Origin of the sequence: Burkholderia catarinensis (assembly GCF_001883705.2) — a bacterium.
Classification (GTDB): domain Bacteria; phylum Pseudomonadota; class Gammaproteobacteria; order Burkholderiales; family Burkholderiaceae; genus Burkholderia; species Burkholderia catarinensis.
Genome location: NZ_MDEQ02000020.1, coordinates 78392 through 97779, shown reverse-complemented (window position 1 = coordinate 97779; position 19388 = coordinate 78392). Strand labels below are relative to the sequence as shown.

Sequence of the window (19388 nt, the reverse complement as noted above, 5' to 3'; positions counted from 1 at the left end):
ACGATGAGCACGATCTTCTCCGCATCGACGGAACGTGACGAGCACGCCGACCGCGCTGAACGCGCGCCCCTCACGGTCTATGCCGACACGCGCTGGCCGGTCGGAACCGGCATTTACAACGTGATGGCGGCCTATGCCGAGCGCGCGCCTTCGACCGTCCGCATCGATCCGCTGCCGATCGGCGGCGGGGTCGCGCACCCGCTGTCGCCGCTCGCGTTGGGTCGCGCGCTGAGGCGGCTGCCGTCGCGCAACGCCGTGTTCTGGAATCCCGGGTTCGTCCCGGCCGCGTTGCCCGGCTGCCCGTCGGTCGTCGTGGTGCACGACCTCACGCATCGCCACTTCTACACGCGCGCGCACCGCTTGTACTACGACACGGTGCTCCGGCCGCTGTACCGGCGTTGCAGTGCGATCGTCTGCGTCTCCGCGTTCACGCGCGACGAATTCCTCCGCTGGTCGGGCATGCCGCCGGAGCGGGTTCACGTGATCCACAACGGCACCGACGCTGCGTACCGGCGCAACCGCGACACGCTCGGCTATCCGTTTCCGTACGTGCTCTACCCGGGCAACCGGCGCAACTACAAGAACCTGCATCGGCTGATCGAGGCGTTCGGCGCGAGCGGCCTGTTGCCGCTCGGCGTGCGTCTGATGCTGACCGGCGAACCCGATCCGTCGCTGCTTGCGCACGCCGCGCAGCACCGATGCGCTGACGGACTCGTATTCGCGGGGGTATTGCCGAACGATGCGATGCCGAAACTGTACCGGGGCGCGCTGTTCGTCTCGTTCGTATCGCAGTACGAAGGGTTCGGCCTGCCGATCCTTGAAGCCATGGCATCCGACGTGCCCGTGCTGACCTCGACCGTATCGGCGATGCCGGAAGTGGCGGGCGCCGCCGCGATGCTGGTCGACCCTTTGTCGGTCGTCGATATTGCGGTCGCCATGCGCCGGCTCGGCACGGAGGCCGTGTGGCGCGATGGGCTCGTCGCGCGAGGCCGGGAGCAGATCCGCCAGTTCGACTGGGACCAATCGGCACGAAAGTTCTGGCGACTCATCGAGCAGGTCGGCGCGTCGGCATGACGCGCACGCAACGCACAGAGCCGGGCAAACCGGCCGACACAATCCACCACGGCGCGGGGTATCACGATGGAAACCGAAGGAAGAATCAGCGTCATCGTCGTCAATTACGGCACGCCCGACCTGACGCTACGATGCGTGGCGTCATTGACGTCGTTGCGCATTGCGCTCGCCGATGACATCGTCGTCGTCGAGAATGCGTCGCCCGACGACTCGTACACGCGGTTGCGACGCGAATTGCCGCGCGGCGTCAGGCTGCTGCACGCCGCATGCAATCGCGGCTTCGGCTCCGGCGTGAACTTCGGCATGGCCGCCTGCCGATGCGACTACGTGCTGGTGGTCAATCCCGATACGCGCTTCAGCGAGAACGGGCTGGCGAAGGTGCTGGATCTGTTCGAGGCACGGCCGGAGGCCGGGCTCGTCGGGCTCGACCTGCAGTATCCCGACGGCCGGCGCCAGTACTCGGCACGACGGTTCTACAGCTGGCTCGACATCGTCGCGCGACGCACCGCGCTCGGCCGCTCGGATCGCTTTCGCGACCGGATGGCCCGGCACCTGATGATCGATGCATGGTCGTGCGGCAGCCCGTTCGATGCCGAATGGGTGATGGGAACGGGCTTCGTGGTGCGACGCGACCTGTTTGAATCGCTCGGCGGCATGGACGAATCGTATTTCCTCTACATGGAGGATGTCGATCTGTGCGCGCGGACCTGGCTTGCCGGCTATCACGTGCTCGGCATGCCCGGCGTCACGCTCGTGCACGAACATCAACGGCAGTCCGCGGCGAGCCCCGTCTCGCGCGTGGGACGACATCATCTGCGCAGCCTGTGGCGGTTCTACCGCAAGTTCCACGTGCCGCTGTCGTTGCCGCCCGGAATCTCCCGGATCGCGCGGTAATGAACCGTATCCGGTCGTATCGTGTCGCCGTGCGTGTCGCGACCGCCGCACTGTGTGCGATGGCCGCGCACGGTGGCGATTGCGCGCCGCCGGCGACGCCGTCGCACGATCGGCGCGCAGCCGACGGAAACCCGCCGGCAGCCGCGCCGCGCGTGCTGCTCGCGCAGGATGGCGTCGCGCGCTATGTCGTGCGGGCCGGTGCGGCGGATGCCGTGACGCGACATGCGGCGGACGAGATCGCAGACTACCTGTCGCGGATCAGCGGCGCGCCGTTTGCCGTGTCGGACGACGGGCAAGACCCGGCGCCCGCCATTGTCGTCGGCGGGGAGCATGCGGTGGAGCGATGCCGTTCGGCCGGCGCGGCGCCGCTCGGCAGCGACGGCTTCGTCATCTGCCGCAGCGGCGGCGATCTCGTCATTGCCGGCGAAGCCCCGCGCGGCACGCTGTTCGGCGCGTACTGGTGGCTCGACCGCAAGCTCGGCGTGAAGTGGCTCGCGCCCGATGCGACGGAGGTGCCGCAACAGGCCGAGCTGCGCGTCGACTCGGCGCCCGTCCGGCAGGTTCCCCGCTTCGCGTATCGGGAGGTGTTGAGCGCGGAAGGGGAGGACAAGGCGTTTCGCGCGCATAACCTTCTGAACGGCGAGTCGCACGGCACGTCGTATCGCGCGTCCCCGCCCGGTATCGACATGTGGGATCACGGCTGGCTCGCGCGGGACGGCGATGCCGATTTCTGGACCCTTGTGCCGCACGACCGTTATGCGGCCGCGCACCCCGCCTGGTACGCCGGCGGGCAACTCGCGATGATGTCGCCCGACGTTCGCGCCGTCATGGCGGCCGAGATCGTGAAGCGCCTGAAGCGGCGCCGCGACCCGGCCGGCATCTGGTTCGGCATCCGCGACATGGACTGGGGCTGGGACCTGGACGCCGCCAGCCGCGCGTTCGCCGATGCGCACGGCGGTGCGCCGTCGGCGGCGTTTCTCGATATGGTGCGGGACGTGTCGGCACGGGTCCGGGACGAGATTCCCGGCGCGCGTTTCGCGATGCCGGCCTATCACTGGGGTTTCACGCCACCGGACGGCATGCAGGTTCCGGATCACGTTCGCGTGTATCCGATGACGATCCAGGTCGATTACAGCGTCGCGTTGAACGAGGACCGTAACGCGTCGCTGCGCGACGGCCTGAAGCAATGGAACGACATCGCACGGCACGTCACCGTGTGGGATCACGTCGTGAACTTCGGCGGCTACATCCAGCCGACGCCGAATCTCTATCCGGTCGGCCGCAGCATCGCGTGGCTCGCCACGTTGCCGAACGTCGATGGCTACTTCGCGGAAGGCGACTGGCAGTCGCGCGGCGGCGAATTCGCGAGCCTGCGCGTGTGGTTGATCGCACGACTGCTCTGGACGCCGACCGCCGACCCGCAGACGCTCGTTCGCGCCTATTGCGACGCCTATTACGGCGCGGCCGCCCCGGCCGTCATGCGCTACATCGACCGCATGCACGCCGCGCTGCACGCGAGCGGCGACGTGCTGGCCGAGCAGACGCCGCTCGGCATGTCGATGTACACGTACGACTTCGTACGCCAGTCGGAACGCGATTTCGACGCGGCCGCCCGCGCGGTCGACGGGGATGCCGTGCGTAGCGCGCGCGTGCGCCAGGCGCGCATGCCGCTCGATTTCGTGATCCTGGCGCTGCGCGACCGCTACGCCGCGCGCGCCGCCAAGGAAGGCTGGGATCTCGATATCGGCGCGCGGCGCGCACGTTTCGACGCGGCGATCGCGGCAGCGGGCGTCCGTCAGTATCGGCAAAGCGGCAGTCTCGCGGCACTCGGCGCGTTGCTCGATATCGACCGGCATCCCGTCGTTGCGCCGCCGCTCGTGGCGGGCCTTGCCGACCGCGACTGGCGCGCGATCGATGTGTCGCGCACGAATCTCTACGACAGTGCGCGCATGGTGGCCGACCCCGGTGCGGCGGACGGCGCCGCGATCGCCATACGCGGCGATTCGGGCGTCTGGGCGGTCCAGCTCAAGCTCGACAAGCTGCCGCGCGACGGGCGCTGGGATCTTTACGCGTCGGTGCGTGTGCCGGACGGCGACGGTGCGGGCGCCGCGACGGTGCGGGTGGGCGCATACCCGCCGATGACGCTGCGCACCGATACGCCAGCGCGCGCGCTCGACGACGTGCGATTCCGGTGGCTGCCTGTCCCGGGCGGCCCGTTCGCGTATGACGCCGATCACGAGAAAGGCATCTATGTCCACGGCGTCGGATTCGCGCGAGGACAGTCCGTGCGCGTGGGTGCCTTCATCGCCATTCGTCATCGTGCGCCGGGCAGCACTTTGCCGTCGGTTCCGCTCAAAGGAAACGCCTCATGAAAGTCGCCATCGTTTCGCCCATTCCGCTGTTTCCCGTCAACGCCGGCAACCGCAGTCGCGTGCTGAATCTCGCCCGGGCGGTCAAATCGCTCGGCTGCGACGTGCATTTCGTCTACCTCGAGGCGCGGCAGACGGGCGGCATGGACCTCGAAGCCCATCGCCAGGAGTTCGGCACAGACCATGTGTCGATACTGCGCCGCGCGGGCCTGGCATTGGCGCTGTATCGACTCAAGCGGGTCGCGTGGCTCGTGCGTCGCGTCGCCGCGAAAGCGGCCGGCAGCCGGCACGCGTACTACACGGGGCTCGACGAACTGTTCAGCGAGCGCTTCTCCGCGCAGTTGCGCGCGCTGCAGCAGCGCCACGCGTTCGACGCCGTGTTTGTCGAGTACGTTTTCTATTCGCGCGCGCTCGACGCGTTTCCCGATACGGTCGTCAAGGTCATCGACACGCACGACATCTTTGCGGACAGGCATGTTCCGTTCATCGGCCGCCCCGGCGCGAAACGCTACATGTTTTCGATTCCGCCGGAACGGGAGTGCGATGGATTGCGCCGTGCGCATGTCGCGCTGGCCATCCAGGCCGAGGAGGGCGACATGCTGGCGGCGCGCCTCGGCCGCGGCGAGACACCGTCGGTCGCGGTTCTGAGCCACTTGCTGGCGTTTCCGCCGCAGGTGGACTGTGCCGGGCATGCCGACGCGACTTTCCTCGGCAGCGACAACCAGCCGAATCGCGACGCCGTCAGGTACTTCGTCGACGAGATCCTGCCGCATATCGTGGCCCGGCTGCCGGCGTTTCGCCTGCATCTCGCCGGCACGATCGCCGCGGCCGTGCCGGACGGGCCGTCCATCGTCAAGCGCGGCCCCGTCGCCGAGCTCGGCGACGCATTCGCCGTCGCACCGATCTCGATCAATCCGATGCTGCTCGGCACGGGCATCAACATCAAGTTGCTCGAAAGCATGGCGCTCGGCGTGCCGATCGTCACCACGCGGACGGGCGCGCGCGGTCTCGCCGTCCACGATCTGCGCGGAGCGATCATCGTCTCCGACGACGATCCTGTGGGTTTTTCGGACGCGGTCGTCCAACTCGCGACGGACCGTGGGCATCGTATCGCGCAGGGTGCGGCGGCGCGCGATGCCGCGCGAGCGTGGCACGAAACGCAGCTGCGCGTGCTTCGCGAGACGCTGCAGCGGCGGCTGCCGATCGCGGCGCACGCTTGACGGATGCATTCATCGAACCACTCGAGGGAATCGAACATGTCGAAACTGGCCGATCTGAAGCAAAGGCTTCGCGTGTGGCTGTATGTCAAGCGACTGACCATGCAATGGCGTCGCGAGGCCGCACAATGCGCCGCGGGCAACGACGCCGCTCCCGGCGCCCATCTGCTGATACTGCCGTGCGATCCGTGGACGCTGGTCGGCTCGAAAGGCGACGAGGCGATGCTGCGCGCGGTCGTCGACCGGTTGCGTCTTGCCAACGACGCGTTGCAGGTGTCGGTCGTCACGGCCACGCCGGAGGCGGCGGACGCCGCGACCCGGCTCGGCTTTCATGCGGTCGACGCGTGGCGCGAGCCATGGCGCCTGACGGACACGGTCGAACGGCTCGCCGCACTGCGACCCAGCGCGGTGGTCGTCATCGGCGCCGACGTGATGGACGGCTACTATTCGCCCATGACGTCGCTGCGGCTGCTGGCAACGGCGGATCTGCTGGTCAGGCGCGGCGTGTCCGGCACGATTCTCGGCTTCAGCTTCAACCGCCGGCCGTACAGGCAGCTGAGGCACGCATTCGATCGAATCGACGCCCGGCTGCTGGTCAATGTCCGCGACGGCGTCTCGCTCGATCGATTCAGGCGTTTCAGTTCCGCGCCCGCGGAGCTCGTGGCGGATTCCGCCTTCATGCTTCAGCCGGACGACGCGTCGGATTGCGTCAGGGAGACGGCGGCGTGGGTCGAATCGCGGCGCGCGGCCGGCGACGCGGTGATCGCATTCAATCTTCACCCGATGCTGATCCGTCGGGCCAGCGACGCCGATCTCGCTGCGCTGGTCGCGTCGGTGCGGGACGCGATTCGCGCGCTCGCCGAGCATCGTCGGGTCAGCATCGTGCTGCTGTCCCACGACTATCGCGGCCGGGACGGCGACGATACCTGTCTCGAGCCGCTGCATCACGCCTTGACCGAGACGCTGAGCGAGCGGCTTTGCTACCCGCGCGCCAGGATGTCGGCGGCGGAACTGAAGGCCATTTCAGGGCAGGTGGACGGCGTGGTAACCGGGCGCATGCATCTCGCGATTGCCAGTCTTGGAATGGGGGTGCCTGTCGCGGCGCTGACCTATCAGGACAAGTTCCACGGGCTCTTCGGTCATTTCGGCCTGTCGGACTCCTTTCTGTTGAAGCCCGAGGAAGCCATGCGCGCCACGCATCTGACGGCGGTACTGGACCGGTTCGTGTCGGAGCTTCCGCAACTTCGCGACCAGGTGCGCGCCGCACTGCCACGCGTGAAGGAGGCTTCATGCAAGAACCTGCGCGGGGTGATCCATGCGATCCGGCCTTCGTGAGCGGCTTCCACGATATTTCCCCCATTCGTCGCGGCGCATCGCGCTCGCGTGGTCGATCGGCAGCATCTCGAGTCACTCCGGGACGACATAAATGAAGAGCCCCACCATTCGCGAGCTTCAGCAGCAACTCGGTCAGCTGAACCTGATCGTCGAGGAAGTCAGGCAGAAGGAGAAGCAGGCCCGGCTCGGGGAGATTGCCGAGCATGTCCGCCAGTTCAACATCACCGAAATCGAATTGCTGCGAGCGGCGGGTTTCGTCAAGGCCAGGCAACAGAAGGCGCCGGCGAAATACTACGACCCGAACTCCGGTCGATCGTGGTCCGGCAAAGGTGCGCGTCCCAGGTGGCTGGTCGGCAAGAACCTCGACGACTATCTGATCCGGGAAACGCCGCAGCCATGGTGGCCGCAAACACGCTGATCGACGGGACAGCCACATGCTTCCGGCCGCAACGCCGGTCATGCCGGCGTGACTCGAATGAGCCGAACTCCAGGGGCAATGTTTCACATGCGGAATCCAGACACGGACCCGGTTGATCGCGACGACCCGGGACCCAGGAAAAAAACGAGCTATCGGGCGCCGGCGCTCGAGAAAGGCCTCGATATTCTCGAGTTGCTCATCGATCGCCAGTACGGAATGGCACAGGCGGACATTTGTCGCGCGTTGAAGCGCAGCCGGAGCGAACTGTATCGGATGATGCAGGTGCTCGAGGAGCGGGGTTACATCTACAGAGTGGATCGTTACGACCGTTACGCGCTGACCATGAAGCTCTATTTTCTCGGGCAACATCATGCGCCGACGCGATCGCTCGGCGCGCTTGTTACACCGCTCTTGCAGCAGTTCGCGTTGCAGACCGTCCAGTCGTGTTACCTGACGGTATTCGACGGCGACAAGATGATTGTCATCGCAACGGCCGGCGCTGAAACGGAATGGAACGTGGCGGTCCGGGTCGGCACGCGCGTGCCGCTGCACCGCAGCGCCGCGGGAGAGATGTACCTCGCTTTTCAGGACGAGGACGTGCGAACCCGATTGCTCCGGGCCACCGGGCACGATGTCGAGTCGTGGAACCCGCCAGGCAGCGCTGAAGCTACGCCGGCCCATCGGGTTGACGGCTATATCTGCCGCCCCAATGAGCGGATTCCCGGCATCACGGATGTCGCGACGCCAATCGTGGACAAGTCGGGTTCGGCAATTGCGATTCTCGCCTGCCCATACCTCGCGCTTTCGGGAGAAGCCGCGGCGATGTCGATCAAACAGATCGGTGTCGCGCTGTGCGAAACGGCACAACGCATCTCCGCGATGGTCGATCAACGGTTCATGCAATCCGCCGTCGCGTAAATCGGCGCGAAGTGCGCGGTGAGGGAATCACGGATATTCCGACGGTGCTGCCACCGTACGTGCGACAACACACGGTGTGGGAGACGACACGATCCGCCGCATGGATTGCGGCCCGGCAACATCGATATCGACGCCACGTTGATGGCCGAGGCGCCGGGCGCGCCGTCGTGGCACGCGGCACCCGCCCGATCCGGAGGCCGGTCAACGGAAACCGGCAGCCGCGGCCCGGGCAATCACGGATTGGGCTGCGCCGAAAACGTGAGCGGCCATGCAAAGGTCCCATCCTTCGCCTTCGGTGCGAACACGAAGCGATAGGTCAGCGTGAAGGTCGTGTTGAGCGCCGAATAGGGCACGGCGATCGTGCCGCCCGTCGCGGGAAGCACGACCTTGCTGCCGAAGCCGGTGATCTCGATCGAACTGAACTGCGACTGGCTGGCGGCGGCAACCTGCACCAACACCTTGTACCCGGCCCGGTCGTTGGTCTGAACATCAAGCGTCGTGCCCGTTTTGTTGTTGGTATTCGTCACGGTCATGTAGCCGATGCTCGTGTCCTTGTTCGCGACCATGAGCTGCGCCGGATTGGTCGCCTTGATGCGCACGTACGGCTGGACCGTCGCGCCAACCGGCATCGATCGGTTGGCCTGCCTGGCATGGGTCGAGCCCGGCGCGGCGCCGATCAGCCCGAGCGAAAGCGCGGCCGTCACGGCGAACAGCCGGGTTGCCCGGCGAGCGGCGCGCCGCGGCGCGACAGATGCCGCACGGTCCGGCTCGCGTTGCCCGCGCCGCGATGCGGCGGCACTCGCTGTCTCGGTTCGATTCATGGTCTGCACCTGTTGTCTGAGTCGGTCATGGCGATCGATGGCGGCGCGATCGTGCGCACGCCGCGTCCGCGCCTAGTAGTTGAACAGGATCGTGATGCCCTGGTCCGCGTATCCGCCGGGCACGACGTTCTGGCCTCCGCGGATCAACCCGTAGACGGTCGCGCTGAAGGTGCCGGCGCCGTTGAGCTTGCCCCACGAAATCATCGACGTACCGCCGGTGCCGTCGCCCCAGATCGTCGTGTGCGCGCTGTCGAGATACAGGTTGTAGCCCAACGTCTGGGTGCCGCCGGTGCGAGCCATCAGGCGATTCGCATAGGCACCCTGGCCCGCGCTTGCCGAGATCGTCGGCGTGAAGCTGCCGCTGCCGGTGCAATTGATCGAGATCGTGACGGCGGAGGCGGCGGCGTTGATCGTGTCGTACGTGCCGAACACCATCGTCGACGGTGCGTTCATCGTGCAGGTGGTCGCCGCGCTCGCGGGCGGCGCCGCGAGCAACGCCACGCCGGCCGCGATAGCGGCGACGGCGATGGCGGCGCGAAAGCGCATCAGCCGGGTCGGCCGCCCGGCAGGCTTGCCATGTCTCATGGTGTCACTCCCTTGCAAAGATGGGTACCCAGGTCCGGCAGCGGATCGCTGCCGGCAGGAAAGCGCACGGTCACGTCGCACTGCTGACCGTGCCACGTCGCGCGCAGGCTGTTCTGCTCCGTCAGTCCGGTGAGATAGACGACGCCGTCGTGGCCGACCGGGAAGGCTTCCTGCTGCCCGGCGACCGTGACGATCGCGCCGGCCGGCAGATGCGTGCCGTTGTCGAGGTCGAGCGTGAGCACGGCGCCGTGCGAACGGGAGATCGGGAATTCGAGCACCATGCCGCTGCGGAAATACGGCACCGCGTCGAGTTTCAGCGTGCCGATCTTCGCGTCGAACGGCAGGTCGGCCTGCTCGATCGAGATCGGGTTGCCTTCATACGCGCGCAGCCGCGGCAGCAGCGCGACGCCGTTGGCGTCGGTATGCGCGACGACCTGGTTGTCCGCCAGGACGCTGACGTTGGCGAAGCCCGGCACCTTGACGAGCGCGAAGCTGTCCGTGATCTGGCGCGACAGGCGCGCGGCGCCGTCGACGAACGCGACGCCGCCCGCCACGCTGGCCCGTACGCCGGCCCGGCCGCGATAGGACGCGGCCTCGACGCTGTAGGTGCCGGTCCGGGTCTGCAGCGTGGCGCTCGCATCCTGCGTGTCGTTGCCGGCTTGCAGCGAATAGCCGAATCCGTCGCCTACCGGCAGGCTGCGCTGCACCTGCGCGAGCATTTCGGTGGCGCCCTGCTGGTGCGTCATCGTGACGGACCCGCTCGTGCGGTTGTCGATCGGCATCGTCCAGGCCACCCCGACGGTCGTCGCGGCCGATCCGCTCAGCGGCTTGCTGACGCCGATGTTCAGGAAGCCGGCGCGGCCGAGCTGGACGTTGTAGCTCAGCGACAGCAACTGGATCGTGCTGTGGTCGCGACTGGAGACGAATACGTGCGCGAGCCCGAGCGAGCCGAAGCGGCCGATCCCGACGCCGACGTTGAAGCTCGTCAGGAGTTTCGGCGCGGGCGTGCCCGGATCGAGTCCGATTTGCGCGAAGTGCGGCGTCGCCCATTGCGCGTGCGCGCCGATGTCGATCGCGCCCGACTGGCTCTCGACACCGAGCATCGCGAGGGCGCCGGGGCCGTCGGCGCTGCGGCTCGCCGCCACGGACGCATTGACGACCCCGAGCGGGCCGGCCAGCGCCACGGCGCCGACGCCGAGGTTTTGCCGGGACGCTTCGACTTCGGCGTGGACCTCGCCGGTGAACCAGTCCGTCACGCCGAGCCGATGCGTCGCGCTGGCGAACCATCGGCCGTAGTCGTTGCTTGCCAGGCCGAAATCCTGCCGCTCCGCGCCGATCTCGTACGAGAAATCCTGCAGTCCTTTCTTGAGCAGGTTCGCGCTCGCGTAAAACGACTGGGTGATCACCTGCTCACGGCCCATGACGTCGCGTACCACGACGCGCACGTCACCCTGGCCCGTGACGATGGGCACGTTGTTGATCGAGAACGGACCGGGGGCGACCTCCCGCCTCGACGTGAGCGCATTGTTGACGTAGACGTCGACGGTCGACGGCAGCGCGGCCTGCCCGCTCACGCCCTGCAGCGGAATGGTGACGAACCCGGGCTGCGTGGCGAAGTTGGTCGCGTATTGGATGCCGCCGAAGCGGATTGCGCGGCCCCACATGCCGGGGCGGCTGATCGCGTCGCCGATGCGCAGGCTGGCGAGCCTGCCCGGCTGATCGGTCGTCCAGGTGGTTTCGAGGCGCGTCAGGCGCCGCACCGGTCCGGACTCGTCCGCGAGGAACGTGCCGACGCCGACGCCGAAGCGGTTGAAGAAGCCGAGCTCGAACAGTCCCGAGCCGTGCGTCTGGCCCGCGGCCTGCTCGACCAGCAGGTCGTAATTGAAGAAGCCGCCGATGCCCGGCTTGACCGCGCCCGCACGGTTCTTGTCCGTCTCGTCGAAGGACGCGCCCACGAACGCCTGGGCCGGCACGCTGATCTCCATCGTCAGGTTTTGCTCGTCGACCGTGTACGAGAGCCCCGCGATCGATCTCAGCGGATAAAACGGCGTGTCGTTGCCGGCCAGCGGCGGGACGTCCGGCAACTTGAGCCGCCAGCGTTTCAGGTCGTCGGCGGAGGCATAGAATTCGCCGTTGCCCGCCTTGATCAGCAACGCGGTTTCGTCGAGTGCCTGCCGATTGATGTCGATCTGATACAGCAACTCGGCCGCGCCGCCCGCGGCGTCGTGCGTCGCGGTCGCGGTTGCGGTTGCGGCGGCAGGCCGCTGTTGCGCGAATGCCATCTCGGCGCTCATGAGGATCGCGAACAGGATCGCTGCGTTAGCGATCGTTCGGCGCGACGGCGGAGTCGATGTTGCCCGCATCGGAGTAGCCGACCAGGTGCAATCCGGAGGCCGTAGCCGGTGCGGCTCCGGAACCGGGTTTGAACATCAGCTGCCGCGACTGGCCCGGCAGGACGTAGGCAAATTCCGCGTGCGTGGCGACGGGGCGATTGCTGCCCGGCGCGAGGAGCGTCAGGTCCGCCACCTGGGCATGCGCGGTGCCGTCGTTGGTCACGCGCAGCGCGAGCATGCCGGCGCCGTTCGGGCGAGGGTCCGCGCTCCAGCGCAGGAGAGGGGCCGTCTCGGCGGCCGGCTTGACGAAGATCGGCAGGCTCATTTCGAGCGCGATCTGCACGCCGGCGAAGCCGGGCTTCGGCGCGGCCGGCACTTCTCGCAGATAGAGCCGGTAGTCGGTTTCGCGATCCGCGCTCGGCGCGTGTCGCAGGCCGATGCGCACGACTTGCGAGGCGCCCGGCGCAATCGTGAAAATGGGCGGCGCGGCAAGCAGGTCGCCGGTCGACGCATACACGTCGTCGCCCGCGTTCTGCGACCACGCGACGGTGCTCAGCTGAACGACCACCGGTTCGTCGGGCGACTCGTTCCTGACCGTGAGCGCGACGCTCTTGCGTGCCGCGGACAGTTCGACCCGAACGGGAGACACGGTGAAGTTCGTTGCCTGGGCGTCGATGCATGCCGCGGCAAGCGTGACGGCGGCGATCCATTTCGCGAGTTCGCGTACGTTCTGTTTCATGGTGGGTCCCCTGGCGAGCTTCGGTTGGCAACGCGGCGCGGCGCGCGGGAGCCGCAAGCGCGAGCGTCGCGGCCGCCGGCCGGCAGGGCTCGCGCATGGCGGATGCGTCGAGCCCGTGCGCCGCACTAAAACGTCACGGTGACGGTCACCGTATCGGCGTAGCTGCCCGGCACCGCATTGGGCTGATCGGGCACCTTGCCGTACACCGTCTTGGTGATCGCGTTGGCCATCGCCATGCCGGAGCCCGTGCCGGCGACGGTGTCGGTCGGCGGCGTGTTGCCCCAGACAACCGTGCGGCCCGAGTCCTGGTACAGCGAGTAGTTGAGCTGGTTCGAACCGCTCGTCATGATGCGGGTGGCGACGGTGGCGCCGGACGTGGTGCCCGCATTCAGGCCGATGTGGAAGTTCGTACCGTTCGTGCAGCGGACCGTGATGGCCGACTGCGCGGACTGATCGCCGGTGCCGGGCGTGTAGGCCGGGAAGGTCAGCGCGCTCGCCGAATCGATCAGGCAGGTGGCGTTGACCGTGGCGGACACGCCCATCGTCGAGGTGGCCTGTCCGGCCGATGCCGTGGCGGCCGCGACGGCGAGCAATGCGGCGACGGCCGCCGTGGTAAGTGAGGAGTACTTCATAATGGATTTCTCCTTTTGAAATTCGAAATGTGCAACCCGCATGTCGAGACCTTCCTGAGGAAGGCGGAACCCGATCATCCGGATGCGTGATGGTTCTTCACGTAGCGTTGGAAACGGATCGTTTTGCGGGTAGGCACCTCCTTCGGGTTGGTATGCGTCGGGTGAGGCGGCGCGCATCCTGGGCACGGGTCTGCCGACCTCGGGGCCTCGGGGGGCGCGACTTCACGCAGCCGTCTCCGCCCGCCCGGGACGTGCGGGGGCGGGGCCGGCGGCGATGCGATGTGAATGGGACGGGCGGTCCTCAGCGCATGCGTATGCCGGGCAATGGCTTGCCGGCCGGCGTGCCGAGGGCAGCGGTTTCGTGACGTTGGGTGAGGGGGCGAAGCGTGCCGGCGCATCGGGCGTCGATGGTGCAGAGTCGCGCTGTCGGCGGCATGGTCGTGCGATGCGTAACGGGAGCGGTGATGCGAGACAGCAGCCGCGTGAGGGCCGATATGAGTTTCGACATGATTTCCCCGACTTGCTTGACGAATGTTTATCGCCTGCATCGAACTCTTTGGCTGTGCAGGTCTGGATGCTTGCACGGCTGCAACAGCAAGTAGCGGGCCAGCGCGGGGGGAGCCCGGAGGATAGGGGATGTGCCGTCGCGGCTGGCGTCCGTGAAACGTCTCGGGCGCGGGTTTGTTTCAATCGCGAAACATGCGACAGCCGGGCCGGCGGGGGATGCTCAAGGCGCGAAGGGGCATTGCGGGATTGACGGGTATCGCCTCCGCGGCGCGACACCCAATCCGGTCGGGAAATTCTCATGAAGAATCCCGAAAAGTTTCAGCTTTGCAACGTGTGCGGAGCAGCGGCAGGAAGTTGTCGAGTTCGGTCCGAGCTCATGACGGATTGTCCTGCGCGCCGCATCGGTCGATCCGGACCGCATGCGGCCCGCGTAGTCGGTGCTCGACGAACAATGGCGCTACTTGACCGGCGTGAGGACCGGCGCGCCCTTGTTCTTGATCAGGAGCACGAGGAACTTGGCCGGCTTCGTGTCGCTGGCATTGCGTCCGACCGTGTGTATGTCGTTCGGGCCTTCGTGGAAAGTGTCGCCTGCGTGCAGCGTAACTTCCTTGCCGCCGTTCAGCCCCATCACGATGCTGCCTTCGAGCACATAGACAAACGCATGCGCGTCATGACGGTGAACGGGGTCGACGCTGCCGGGAGGGTAGTCGACGACGATCATCTCGGCTTCCTTGCCCGGATACTCGGGCAACGGTTCCGTGGTCAGTTGCGTGACCGTGGCTTGCGGCGCGGCGGCGGCAGGCTGCGCGACGGCCAGGAGCGACGACACCAGGGCCGCCAGAACGAACGTGATGCGTTGCATGTCGTTACTCCAGGTTGGCCTTGTCGAGACCGAACATCTTGTCGAACGAGCCGGGTACGGCGCGAAACGCGACATTGAGCCGGTTCCAGTGGTTGATCGCGCCCACGAGGAACGTGAGGTCCGACAGCTCCTTCTCCGAGTAGTGCTCGCGCACGCGCTCGTAGAGATCGTCCGGCACACCGGTGGCGGGAAGGTGGGTCAGGACGTCGGTCCATTCCAGCGCGGCCCGCTCGCGCGGCGAGAACAGCGTCGACTCGCGCCAGATCGCGACGTGGTGCAGGCGCAGCTCGCGCTCGCCGTGGATCCTTGCCATCTTGACGTGCATGTCGACGCAGAACGCGCAGCCATTGAGTTGCGACGCGCGAATCTCGACGAGCTCGCGAACCGGCGTCTCGATCGTCGTCTTTTGAAACAGCCCGTCGAGCTCGACGAGCTTTTTGGTCAGCTCCGGCGATTGCTGAAAGTAGTTGATGCGTTGCGTCATGACGTGTGCTCCTGGTCTGTCGGGGTGACGATCGGCACTGCGTCGTGACGCGCAGGGCCGGACTGGAGGGCATCGTAATCGCGCGCATGAAGACCCGGTAGAGCCGGGAAGGTGTGCACGCTGTTGCCGCTTCGGCACCAATCGCCCGTCGCGCGTGATGCATCGATCAGCAAGCCGCGCGCACGTGGGGCGTCAGCGGTCCATGCACGCACGCAGCGTACGCGCAAGGCGGCGTGCGTCGGCGGCATCGACGATGTTCGCAAATCCGATGACGAGCCCGCGTCGCGCGTGCGGCGTGCGGCTATTCGCGTACCAGATCGAAAGCGGCAGCACCACGAGCCCCGCGTCGCGGGCGCGCGCGGCCACCGCGACGTCGTCGACCGGGCCGTCCGGGCCCGGCGCGAACTCCACCGCGAACTGGATGCCGCCGGGCGGCAGCTCGACGATCAGCCGCTCGTCGAACGCCTGCTGCAATGCGTGCACGATCAGCATGCGCCGCTCGCCATACAGCGCGCGCATCCGCTTCAGATGCCGCGCGAAGTGCCCCTGCTCGATGAAATCGGCCATGGCCGCCTGCAGGAGCGTCGGCAAGCCGGCATTCATGCTGCAGGCGACGCGCTCGACGCGCTCCACCGCGCGCTCCGGCACGACCGCGTACGCGAGTCGCAAGCCGGGGTACATCACCTTGCTGAACGTGCTGCAGTAGATCACGTGATCGCGCCGGTCGAGACTCTTCAGCGCCGGCAGCGGGCGGCCCGTGTAACGAAACTCGCTGTCGTAGTCGTCCTCGACGATCCAGCTCGACGCCTTCTCGGCCCAATCGAGCAGCGCGATCCGCCGCGCGAGCGACAGCGTATGCCCGAGCGGGCTCTGATGCGACGGCGTGACCAGCGCGAAGCGCGCCTGCGCGTCCAGTTGCATGCCGCGCTCGACGTCGATGCCTTCGGCGTCCACCGGCACCGGAACGAGCTCCACGCCGGTCTCCGACAGGAAGCTGCGTGCGAGCAGATAGCCGGGATCCTCGAACCAGATGCGATCGTTCGGGCGCGCCAGGCTGCGCAGCACGAGTTCGAGCGTCGCGCGGTAACCGCCGGTGACGAACACCTGTTCCGGCACGCAGGTCACGCCGCGCGACAGCGCCAGATAGGTGGCGATGTGCTCGCGCAGCGGCCGGTAGCCGGCCGGATGCGGGTAGCCGAGCAGCGCGCGTTCGCCGCTGCGCGCGCGCTGCGAGACGAGCCGGTGCCACACCTTGCGCGGAAACGCATCGAGCGCGGGCAGGCCGGGCTGCAACGGGCGTGGCTCGCCGCTCAACGCGACGGCGAGCGGCGGCTGGCGCGGCGGCGGTTGACGATCGCGCGATGGGTCCGATGCCGCGGGCACGCCGGCTGCTTCGGCGTGTTGCGCTGGCCCGGCGGTTCGTGCGGGCCTGGGGTGGGTCAGCGATTCGGGCAGCGATGGCGAGACGAACGTGCCGGCCGCGCCGCGCATCTGCAGGTAGCCCTCGTCAACCAGGATCGTGTAAGCCTGTTCGACGGTGCCGCGCGCCGTGTTCAGCTGGGTCGCCAGGCCGCGCAGCGCGGGCACGCGATCGCCGGGCCGCAGGTGACCCGCGGCGATCGCGGTTCTGAAGCGTTCGCAGATCTGCAGGTAGACCGGCAGCTGATGCCGGCGATCGATTTCGATGGTGAGTGCGGGTGCGGGTGCGGGTGCGGGTGCGGGCGCTGGCGCGGTCATTACGGTCTCGCGGGAAGGGGGCCGGGTGGTCCAGGATGGATCAGTCCGATCGACGATTCTTGGCACTTATCGATAGGACATGATTCTTCCACACTTGCGTCAAGCGATGTGACGGCCGTGTCCGCCCCGATCCGACAAGGCGCCCGCCGCGCACCGCCCCCCGTTCAGTGAAGTCATTTCGTCAGGAGAATGTGCGATGAAGATCGTCGTAATCGGTGGTTCGGGCCTGATCGGCTCTCAGGTTGTCACGCTGCTCGGCGAAGCAGGCCATGAGGTGCTCGCCGCATCGCCGCGTACCGGCGTCAACACCATCACCGGGGAAGGCCTGACCGACGCGCTGACCGGCGCCGACGTCGTCGTCGACGTGGCCAATGCGCCGTCATGGGAGCCGCAGGCGGTGCTGGAGTTCTTCCGCATGTCGGCTCGCAATCTCGGCAAGGCCGAAGTGGCCGCCGGCGTGCGCCATCATGTTGCGCTGTCGATCGTCGGTTGCGACCGGATGCCGGAGAACGGCTATTTCGCGGCCAAGGTCGCTCAGGAACAAGCGATCGAAGCGGCGGGCGTGCCGTACACGATCGTGCGCGCGACGCAGTTCATGGAGTTCATCGGCGGCATTGCGGATTTCGGCACGGAAGGCGGCACGGTGCGCATCGGCGACGGCCTGTTCCAGCCGATCGCCGCGGCAGACGTCGCGGCGATCCTCGCAGAGGTCGCGCTTGCCGCGCCGCTGAACGGGACGGTCGAGATCGCGGGCCCCGGCCGCGCGCCGTTTGCGCAGATCGTCGCGCACTATCTGAAGTCGGTCGGCGACGCGCGCCCGGTGGTGACCGATCCCGACGCGCGGTACTACGGCGGGCGCGTCGAGGAAAAGTCGCTCGTGCCGCTTGGCGATGCGCGACTTGGCCGCATCGGTCTCGACCAGTGGCTCGAACGACGCTGATTCGGGGTTCGCGTTCGCAGCGGTCCGCCGGCAGGCGCCGGCGGCGAGCGATCGGGATGAACGGCATGTCTTGGGAGCATCAGCAATGAATCGATCGGATACATCGGAACATGGCCATCGTCTCGAGCCGCCGGCGCGGGCCGATGCGCTGTCCGCGAGCTTCGGGACGAGCTATGCGGGCATCCTCGCATTCGTCGCGGTGGCGAGCGAGGGGAGTTTCACCAAGGCCGCCGAACGCCTCGGAGTCGGTCGGCCGGCCGTGAGCCGGAACGTCCAGAAGCTGGAAGCGCAGTTGAGCACGCGGCTGTTCCAGCGGACCACGCGCACGACCGAGCTGACGATCGAAGGCCGGCGTTTCTTCGAGAACTGCCATCAGGGCGTCGCGCAAATCGTGGACGCGATGAACCAGATGCTGGATCTGCGGCAAGGGCCGCCGCGCGGCCTCGTCCGTATCAGTTCGGCGGTCGGGTTCGGCAGAAAGGTCGTGGCGCCGCTGCTGGACAAGTTTGCGAAGGCCTATCCCGACATCGTCATCGACCTGCTGCTCGACGACCGGCCGATCGACCTCGTGTCGGAACGGATCGACGTGTCGTTTCGCAACGGGCGCATCGAAGATTCCAGCATCATTGCCCGGCAACTGATTCCGATGCAGATGGCGTTGTGCGCGGCGCCGTCGTATGTCGCGAAGCACGGCCTTCCGCAGAGCCTGGAGGAGCTGGCCGAGCACGAGTGCATCAACTTCCGCTTTTCCAGCGGCCGCGTATTCGAATGGGAATTCAACGTCGCGGGCCGCGTGCGGAAGTACATGCCGACGGCGCGCCTCACGTTCAACGACGCCGACCTGGTGCTGCGCGCGGTCCTGAATGGAGCGGGTATCGCGCAACTGGCCGGTTATCAGATACGCGACCATGTCGCGTCCAACGAACTCGTCGTCGCGCTGGCGAACCATGTACCTGAAGATCGCGGCCACTACATCTGCTATGTCAGCCGGCAACATCTCCCGACGCGCGTGCGCATCTTCATCGATTTCATGACGGAGCAGATACGTGCGCTCGACCTGAACTGCATGACGCGGTTCAACGCGGACAGCCCGAATGCTTCGCCGGCAGGATTGGCGGCGTGAAGCATTGAATTCGCGACAGGAAAGACCGGCGCATCCGGTGTTGCGCCGATCGGCCCCGGTGGGTCTGCTTTCGGTGAAGACGGCAGCCTTTCGCGACCATGCCGGAATGATCTGAAGATTTCGGGGCGTCAGGCGGCGGCCTTGCGGGCGAGACGGCCGGGGGCATGTCCGGATGCTTCGCCGGCACGTTCAGTCTGTTTAGCGAAACATGCGAATCAATAATTTGTCTAGTCATCCTGACTAGCCGATCGCGTCGCATGCACCACATTCGTGCCGCGAATCCCCGCCGTGATGCACGTCAGAGCCCCGTTATTAGGGGATTTCCCGCGTTTACCCGGTTTTTTTTGATCAGCGCTTGTCGCTGGGTTTTTCTTCTTGCATGCTTGTATAGACAAATTCC

Annotated in this window: 17 protein-coding genes; 9 read left to right on the top strand and 8 right to left on the bottom strand. The window is 67.0% G+C overall.

Features of this window, described 5'->3' with window-relative positions:
* Nucleotides 1-3 precede the first annotated feature (3 nt).
* The 7 genes from BFF94_RS27575 to BFF94_RS27550 all read left to right on the top strand — a co-directional run bounded on the left by BFF94_RS27575 (nt 4) and on the right by BFF94_RS27550 (nt 8225).
* A complete protein-coding gene (locus BFF94_RS27575; protein WP_128842536.1) occupies nt 4-1074 on the top strand; it encodes a glycosyltransferase family 4 protein in 1071 nt (356 codons plus the stop codon).
* 66 nt (nt 1075-1140) lie between these two features.
* Nucleotides 1141-1968, top strand: coding sequence for a glycosyltransferase family 2 protein (locus BFF94_RS27570; protein ID WP_128842535.1), 828 nt, complete (start codon nt 1141-1143; stop codon nt 1966-1968).
* Complete coding sequence (locus BFF94_RS27565) at nt 1968-4340, top strand: DUF4838 domain-containing protein (RefSeq protein WP_128842534.1); 2373 nt, start codon at nt 1968-1970, stop codon at nt 4338-4340. Before BFF94_RS27570 ends, BFF94_RS27565 begins: the two co-directional genes overlap by 1 nt.
* Nucleotides 4337-5557, top strand: coding sequence for a glycosyltransferase (locus BFF94_RS38005; RefSeq protein ID WP_246637421.1), 1221 nt, complete (start codon nt 4337-4339; stop codon nt 5555-5557). The genes BFF94_RS27565 and BFF94_RS38005 overlap by 4 nt, the downstream gene beginning before the upstream one ends.
* 36 nt (nt 5558-5593) lie before the next feature.
* Nucleotides 5594-6889, top strand: a complete 1296-nt coding sequence (locus tag BFF94_RS38000; protein ID WP_246637420.1) for a polysaccharide pyruvyl transferase family protein — start codon at nt 5594-5596, stop codon at nt 6887-6889.
* Between the two features lie 91 nt (nt 6890-6980).
* Nucleotides 6981-7307 carry an H-NS histone family protein gene (locus tag BFF94_RS27555; RefSeq protein WP_128842533.1) on the top strand — a complete coding sequence of 109 codons (327 nt, stop codon included), beginning with the start codon at nt 6981-6983 and terminating at the stop codon, nt 7305-7307.
* 87 nt (nt 7308-7394) lie between these two features.
* A complete protein-coding gene (locus BFF94_RS27550; RefSeq protein ID WP_128842532.1) occupies nt 7395-8225 on the top strand; it encodes an IclR family transcriptional regulator in 831 nt (276 codons plus the stop codon).
* A gap of 233 nt (nt 8226-8458) precedes the next feature.
* Here BFF94_RS27550 and BFF94_RS27545 read toward each other — a convergent pair whose 3' ends face one another.
* The 8 genes from BFF94_RS27545 to pdxR form a co-directional block, all read right to left on the bottom strand.
* Nucleotides 8459-9046: a hypothetical protein gene (locus tag BFF94_RS27545; RefSeq protein WP_128842531.1), complete on the bottom strand. Its 588-nt coding sequence runs from the start codon at nt 9044-9046 to the stop codon at nt 8459-8461.
* A 72-nt stretch (nt 9047-9118) separates the two neighbouring features.
* Complete coding sequence (locus tag BFF94_RS27540; protein ID WP_246637419.1) at nt 9119-9631, bottom strand: Csu type fimbrial protein; 513 nt, start codon at nt 9629-9631, stop codon at nt 9119-9121.
* On the bottom strand, nt 9628-11925 hold the full coding sequence (locus BFF94_RS27535) for a fimbria/pilus outer membrane usher protein (protein ID WP_128842530.1): 2298 nt from the start codon (nt 11923-11925) through the stop codon (nt 9628-9630). Before BFF94_RS27535 ends, BFF94_RS27540 begins: the two co-directional genes overlap by 4 nt.
* 25 nt (nt 11926-11950) lie before the next feature.
* Nucleotides 11951-12703 carry a fimbrial biogenesis chaperone gene (locus BFF94_RS27530; RefSeq protein WP_128842529.1) on the bottom strand — a complete coding sequence of 251 codons (753 nt, stop codon included), beginning with the start codon at nt 12701-12703 and terminating at the stop codon, nt 11951-11953.
* A gap of 125 nt (nt 12704-12828) precedes the next feature.
* On the bottom strand, nt 12829-13512 hold the full coding sequence (locus BFF94_RS27525; protein ID WP_246637418.1) for a Csu type fimbrial protein: 684 nt from the start codon (nt 13510-13512) through the stop codon (nt 12829-12831).
* A 787-nt stretch (nt 13513-14299) separates the two neighbouring features.
* On the bottom strand, nt 14300-14704 hold the full coding sequence (locus tag BFF94_RS27520) for a cupin domain-containing protein (protein WP_128842528.1): 405 nt from the start codon (nt 14702-14704) through the stop codon (nt 14300-14302).
* A gap of 4 nt (nt 14705-14708) precedes the next feature.
* Nucleotides 14709-15188, bottom strand: coding sequence for a carboxymuconolactone decarboxylase family protein (locus tag BFF94_RS27515; RefSeq protein WP_128842527.1), 480 nt, complete (start codon nt 15186-15188; stop codon nt 14709-14711).
* A 192-nt stretch (nt 15189-15380) separates the two neighbouring features.
* Complete coding sequence (pdxR, locus tag BFF94_RS27510) at nt 15381-16925, bottom strand: MocR-like pyridoxine biosynthesis transcription factor PdxR (protein WP_219140086.1); 1545 nt, start codon at nt 16923-16925, stop codon at nt 15381-15383.
* Nucleotides 16926-17121: 196 nt separating this feature from the next.
* On the opposite strand from pdxR, the gene BFF94_RS27505 reads away from it, so the two are divergent.
* Together BFF94_RS27505 and BFF94_RS27500 are read left to right on the top strand one after the other, a co-directional pair.
* Nucleotides 17122-17865: an SDR family oxidoreductase gene (locus tag BFF94_RS27505; RefSeq protein WP_128842526.1), complete on the top strand. Its 744-nt coding sequence runs from the start codon at nt 17122-17124 to the stop codon at nt 17863-17865.
* 85 nt (nt 17866-17950) lie between these two features.
* Nucleotides 17951-18988 carry a LysR family transcriptional regulator gene (locus BFF94_RS27500; RefSeq protein ID WP_128842525.1) on the top strand — a complete coding sequence of 346 codons (1038 nt, stop codon included), beginning with the start codon at nt 17951-17953 and terminating at the stop codon, nt 18986-18988.
* Nucleotides 18989-19388 lie beyond the last annotated feature (400 nt).